The organism is Inquilinus limosus MP06 (assembly GCF_000767795.1).
GTDB classification, from domain to species: domain Bacteria; phylum Pseudomonadota; class Alphaproteobacteria; order DSM-16000; family Inquilinaceae; genus Inquilinus; species Inquilinus limosus_E.
Window position 1 is genome coordinate 1 of the sequence record NZ_JANX01000450.1, and the last position, 5,375, is coordinate 5,375.

7 protein-coding genes are annotated in these 5,375 nt (G+C 71.6%); 4 read left to right on the forward strand and 3 right to left on the reverse strand.

Annotation, left to right across the window (positions count from 1 at the left end):
* The 3 genes from P409_RS41625 to P409_RS25570 all read left to right on the forward strand — a co-directional run.
* A partial coding sequence (locus P409_RS41625) for a molybdopterin cofactor-binding domain-containing protein (RefSeq protein WP_202964812.1) occupies positions 1–150 on the forward strand: 150 nt, incomplete at its 5' end.
* Positions 151–297: 147 nt separating this feature from the next.
* Complete coding sequence (locus tag P409_RS25565) at positions 298–2,097, forward strand: xanthine dehydrogenase family protein molybdopterin-binding subunit (RefSeq protein ID WP_052121384.1); 1,800 nt, start codon at positions 298–300, stop codon at positions 2,095–2,097.
* Positions 2,098–2,161: 64 nt separating this feature from the next.
* Positions 2,162–2,386 (forward strand): hypothetical protein, encoded by a 225-nt coding sequence (locus tag P409_RS25570; RefSeq protein ID WP_034845083.1) that lies wholly within the window; start codon positions 2,162–2,164, stop codon positions 2,384–2,386.
* Between the two features lie 66 nt (positions 2,387–2,452).
* On the opposite strand, the gene msrB is transcribed toward P409_RS25570, so the two are convergent.
* Positions 2,453–2,851 carry a peptide-methionine (R)-S-oxide reductase MsrB gene (msrB, locus tag P409_RS25575; RefSeq protein ID WP_202964813.1) on the reverse strand — a complete coding sequence of 133 codons (399 nt, stop codon included), beginning with the start codon at positions 2,849–2,851 and terminating at the stop codon, positions 2,453–2,455.
* Between the two features lie 90 nt (positions 2,852–2,941).
* On the opposite strand from msrB, the gene P409_RS25580 reads away from it, so the two are divergent.
* Positions 2,942–3,676, forward strand: a complete 735-nt coding sequence (locus tag P409_RS25580) for an SDR family oxidoreductase (RefSeq protein WP_034845090.1) — start codon at positions 2,942–2,944, stop codon at positions 3,674–3,676.
* A gap of 181 nt (positions 3,677–3,857) precedes the next feature.
* On the opposite strand, the gene P409_RS25585 is transcribed toward P409_RS25580, so the two are convergent.
* Both P409_RS25585 and P409_RS25590 read right to left on the reverse strand, forming a co-directional pair.
* Positions 3,858–4,226: a VOC family protein gene (locus P409_RS25585; RefSeq protein ID WP_034845087.1), complete on the reverse strand. Its 369-nt coding sequence runs from the start codon at positions 4,224–4,226 to the stop codon at positions 3,858–3,860.
* A 229-nt stretch (positions 4,227–4,455) separates the two neighbouring features.
* Entirely contained in the window at positions 4,456–5,184 is a 729-nt protein-coding gene (locus P409_RS25590; protein WP_052121386.1) for a 4'-phosphopantetheinyl transferase family protein, read from the reverse strand.
* Positions 5,185–5,375: the final 191 nt, after the last annotated feature.

Here is a 5,375-nt window from a genome sequence, read left to right on the forward strand (position 1 = left end):
ACGGACGGCACGGTCACCGTCTTCACCGGCAAGGCCGAGCTGGGCCAGGGCATCGCCACCGCGCTGCGCCAGGTCGCGGCCGAGGAGCTTGGCCTGGCCTTCGAGGGGCTGACGATCGTCACCGCCGATACCGGCCGCACCGCCCAATGAGGGCTACACCGCCGGCAGCCATTCGATGCAGGACAGCGGCACCGCCATCCGCCATGCCGCGGCCCAGGTGCGCGCGATCCTGCTGGCCGAGGCGGCGCGCCAGATGGGCACGCCGGCCGGGCAGTTGCGGACTCGACGCGCGGCGTCGTGCTGGCGCCGGACGGCAACCGCCGCTCCTTCGGCGCGCTCGCGGCCGGCCTGTCGCTGCATGTCGAGGCCAGGCCGGAGTCGCCGCTGACCGACCCGGCCGCGTTCCGCGTCATGGGCCAGCCGGTGCCGCGCATCGACATCCCGGGCAAGGTGACGGGCGGCGAGGCCTATGTGCAGGACATGCGCCTGCCCGGCATGCTGCACGCCCGGATCGTGCGGCCGCCCAGCCCCGGCGCCCGGCTGGCGGCGCTGGACAGCGGCGCGGCCGAGGCCCTGCCCGGCGTGGTCAAGGTGATCCGCGACGGCGACTTCCTGGCCGTGGCGGCGGAGCAGGAGTACCAGGCGATCAAGGCGATGCGGGTCCTGGCCGCCGCGGCGCAGTGGCAGGAGGATGCGGCGCTGCCCGACCAGGCCCGGCTGCCGGAGGCGCTGCTGGCCCTGCCGGCCCGGGACTTCGCCATCCTCGACAGGCATGACGCGCCGCCGCCTGCCGGCGGCAGGACCGTCGAGGCCCGCTACACCAGGCCCTATCTGATGCACGGTTCGATCGGCCCGTCCTGCGCCGTGGCGCAGCAGGACAAGGACGGGCTGCTGACGGTGTGGACCCACACCCAGGGCGTCTATCCCGACCGCAAGGCGATCGCCGAGATGCTGGGCCGGCCGGTCGAGACGGTGCGCTGCATCCATGTCCCCGGCTCCGGCTGCTACGGCCACAACGCCGCCGACGACGCCGCGGCCGACGCCGCCCTGCTGGCGGTGGCCCTGCCCGGCCGACCGGTGCGGGTGCAGTGGATGCGCGAGCAGGAGCATGCCTGGGAGCCCTACGGCCCGGCGATGGTGACGCAGGCCCGCGCCACGCTGGACGACACCGGCCGCATCGCCGACTGGGATTACGGGGTGTGGAGCAACACCCATTCGATGCGCCCCGGCCCGGCCGGCAGCCTGCTGGCCGCCCGGCACCTGGCCAAGCCCTTCCCCGTGCCGGCGCCGAAGCCCTTGCCCCAGCCGGAGGGCGGTGGCGACCGCAACGCCATCCCGCTCTACACCCTGGCCAGCGCCCGGGTGGTGCACCACTTCCTGCCGGACATGCCGCTGCGCATCTCCGCCCTGCGGTCGCTCGGCGCGCAGATGAACGTGTTCTCGATCGAGAGCTTCATGGACGAGCTGGCGCTGGCCGCCGGCGCCGACCCGGTCGAGTTCCGGCTGAAGCATCTGGACGACCCGCGCGCCCGCGATGTCGTCACCGCCGCCGCCGAGGCTTTCGGCTGGAGCCGGGGGAAGCCGGTGGCGCCGGGGCATGGCCGCGGCTTCGCCTTCGCCCGCTACAAGAACCTGGCCGCCTATTGCGCCGTGGCGCTGGAGGTGGCGGTCGAGCGCGAGACCGGGACGGTCCGCGTGCCGCGCGCCGTCGCCGCGGTCGACACCGGCCAGGTGGTCAACCCGGACGGGGTGCGCAACCAGATCGAAGGCGCCCTGCTGCAGTCGATGAGCTGGACGCTGTATGAGAGCGTCGGCTTCGACCGGGGGCGGATCACCTCGGTCGACTGGTCGACCTACCCGATCCTGCGGTTCGACGCGGTGCCGGACAGCATCGAGGTCCATATCGTCGACCGGCCCGGCGCGCCCTTCCTGGGCTGCGGCGAAACCGGCCAGGGCCCGGCCAGCGCCGCGCTGGGCAACGGCATCGCCGACGCCATCGGCCACCGGCTGCGCGACCTGCCGCTGACCGCCGCCAGGGTGAAGGCCGCCATCGGGTGTGAGGCTTCCATGCCACACCCCGTCCCTTTGCCGCCGTAAGCTGGGAACGGCCACACGCTCCGCATTGTTTCCGTGTCTGAGGTAAACAGGTACGGAGAACGGAATGCTGAAGCCAGCCATGATCATTGTCGTCGCGGCGCTGGCGCTCGCGGCATGCGGCCGCGACCCAGGCACCCGGGCGCTTTCGGGCGGCGCCCTCGGCGCTGGCCTCGGGGCCGGCACGGCGGCGATCACCGGCGGTAATGTCGGCACCGGCGCGATTATCGGCGGTGTCGGCGGCGCGGCCGTCGGCGGCCTGACGAACTGCCACGCCGTCGGGCGCTGCTGATCCTGCAGCGGACGTGACGAAACAGCCCCGCCCCCCAAAGGGCGGGGCTGTTTTGTTGCGAAGTTTCTATTCCGGCTGGAAGTCCAGCGCCACGCCGTTGATGCAATAGCGCAGCCCGCTGGGCGGCGGCCCGTCCTCGAACACATGGCCGAGATGGCTGCCACAGGTGGCGCAATGCACCTCCACGCGGGTCATGCCCCAGCTGCGGTCGACCGTGGTCTCGACCGACTCCGGCACCGGGTCGTTGAAGCTGGGCCAGCCGGTGCCGCTCTCGAACTTCAGCGTCGATTCGAACAGCTTGCTGCCGCAGCCGGCGCAGCAGAAGGCGCCCTGCCGGTGCTCGTGCAGCAGGGCGCAGCTTCCCGGCCGCTCGGTGCCGTGCTGCCGCATCACCTGATACTGCTCGGGCGTCAGGATCTGGCGCCACTCGGCCTCGGTGCGGGTCACGGGATAGGGTTCGGGCATCATCGATCTCCTGGGCCGGCCCCGGGGGAGGCGGCGGCGTCCCGACCCTGATATAGGGTGGCGATGGCGCAGGTGCATAGGGAGGACGATGTGGACAGGCAGGATTTCGCCGGGCGGCGGGTGCTGGTGACCGGCGCGGGCAAGGGCATCGGCCGCGCGACGGCCGTGATGCTGCACCGGCGCGGCGCCGAAGTGATCGCCGCCACCCGCAGCCCCGAGGACCTGGCGAGCCTGGAGCAGGAGATCGCTTGCCGCAGCATCGCGGTCGACCTGGCCGATGCCGAGGCGACGCGCCGGGCGGCCGAGGAGGCGCTGCCGGTCGACGCGCTGGTCAATTGCGCCGGCACCACCACGCTGGAATCCTTCCTCGACACCTCGGTCGAGAATTTCGACCAGATCATGGCGGTGAACGCCCGGGCGCCGATGATCGCGGCCCAGGTGGTGGCGCGCGACCTGATCCGCCGCGGCCGGAAGGGCACCATCGTCAACGTGTCGAGCGTGTCCTCGATGATCGGCCTGACGGACCACACCGCCTATTGCGCGTCGAAGGGCGCCTTGGACGAGATCACCCGGGTGATGGCGGTGGAGCTGGGGCCGCACGGCATCCGCACCAACAGCGTCAATCCGGTGGTGACGCTGACGCCGATGGCGGTGAAGGCGTGGAGCGACCCGGCCAAGTCCGGCCCGATGCTGGGCCGCATCCCGCTGGGCCGCTTCGCCCAGCCGGAGGAGGTGGCCGAGGTGATCCTGTACCTGCTGGGCGACGGCTCGGCGATGATGAACGGCGCCATCGTGCCGGTCGATGGCGGCTTCCTGGCGACCTGAGACCAACGCGTTCTTGATCAGATGCCAGAAAAGAACCGTCATTGCGAGGAGGCGAAGCCGACGAAGCAATCCATCGTCCCGCACGAGCTGCGCCATGGATTGCTTCGCTGCGCTCGCAATGACGATCTTTTCCTAGGTTCTCCGTATGAGACCGTCTGCAAATGCTGCCGGCGAGGCTACGTCACGGCGCCTCGCGGCACACCGCCTCGACATTGTGGCCGTCGGGGTCGAGCAGGAAGGCGCCGTAATAGTCAGGGTGGTAGTGCGGCCGCAGCCCGGGGGCGCCGTTGTCGCGGCCGCCCGCTTCCAGCCCGGCCGCATGGAAGCGGTCGACCGTCGGCCGGTCCGGCGCCGCGAAGGCGACATGGGTGCCGGTGACGGCGCCGTCATGCAGGCCGATCCAGAAGAACGCCCGGCGGCCGGCGCCGTAGCCGGCGAAGGTCTCGCCGTCGGCATAGAGCCGGGTGATGCCGAGCGGCGCCAGCAGCGCGTCGTAGAAGGCCTTCGACCGCTCGAAGTCGCCGACCCGGATGGTGACGTGGTCCAGCATAAGCGCCTCCCCTGCTCGGCCCCATCATCGCCGATCGCGGGAGCGGCGGGTAGCCGGCCGATACCGACAAGATCGCAATCAGGCTCCATCTAAAAGAACCGTCATTGCGAGGAGGCGAAGCCGACGAAGCAATCCATGCCTCCGCTCTTGCGGCCCGATGGATTGCTTCGCTGCGCTCGCAATGACGATCTTTTGATCGGCTCGTTGGTGGTATCGGGTGGTGAAGCCGCTACAGCCCCCAGAGGCCCGGCTCGAAGCGCCACGTGGAGATCCCCAGGCCCGCGGCCGGGACAGCGAGGGCCGCGGCCGCGCCTTCGAGCGGCGGCAGGTCGTGCAGCTGCCAGTCGGTGCCGGCGAGATCCGGCGGCAGCATCGGGCGGCTGGTCCGCTCGGCCGGGTCGGCGCTGACGGTGAAGCCGGTGAAGTCGAAGGAGAAGCCGCGGCCGATGCCCTTGGACAGCGCCTCCTTGCGGGTCCAGACGGCGTAGAAGGCGGCGGTCAGCGCCGGGCCGGACAGGCCCGCCAGGGCCGCCCGCTCCGCCGTCGAATAGGCGATGCCCGCGACCTCCATCGGCGGCGGGTGCGACACGGTCTCGACATCGACCCCGACCTCGGTCCCGCGGGCCAGCGCCACCAGCGCCCAGGAGCCGCTGTGCGAAAGGTTGAAGCGCAGGTCGCCCTCCGCCAATTCAGGCTTGCCCCAGGAGTTCTGGCGGAAGCGCAGCCGGTCCGCCGGCGCATCGAGCACGCGGCCGAGCAGCAGCCGCAGCGCCGCATGGGCAACGACGTAGCGGGCCCGCAGCAACTCGGTGCGGAACGCGTCGGCGCGCCGCCGCTCCTCCGCCGACAGCAAGGCGAGGCCGGGCCGCGGGTCGCGGTCGGTGCGCAGGCGCCAGACATGGACCTGGCCCGGCGGCAGGTCGGGCAAGCCCGGCGGCATGGCCCAGATGTCGGACATCGCCCCTCCTCGCTCTCTCACCCTCCCCGAGGAGCTACGACATTCACACATCGCCTCTTTTGAGTCCCCCCTCCCCTCGCGGGAGGAGGGTAGGGGGAGGGGGTTTTCTCGGCTCAAGCCGGCCCGACTGTCGCAAGCCGGCATGAACTGCAAGTTCGGTGCCCTGCCCATTCGCGCGCGGACGCGCGCAG

Bases quoted from the DNA above. Each gene is read 5' to 3' on its own strand.
- P409_RS25590 (WP_052121386.1), bottom strand. From the start codon at position 5,184: ATGTCCGACATCTGGGCCATGCCGCCGGGCTTGCCCGACCTGCCGCCG.
- P409_RS25570 (WP_034845083.1), top strand. From the start codon at position 2,162: ATGCTGAAGCCAGCCATGATCATTGTCGTCGCGGCGCTGGCGCTCGCG.
- P409_RS25585 (WP_034845087.1), bottom strand. From the start codon at position 4,226: ATGCTGGACCACGTCACCATCCGGGTCGGCGACTTCGAGCGGTCGAAG.
- msrB (WP_202964813.1), bottom strand. From the start codon at position 2,851: ATGCCCGAACCCTATCCCGTGACCCGCACCGAGGCCGAGTGGCGCCAG.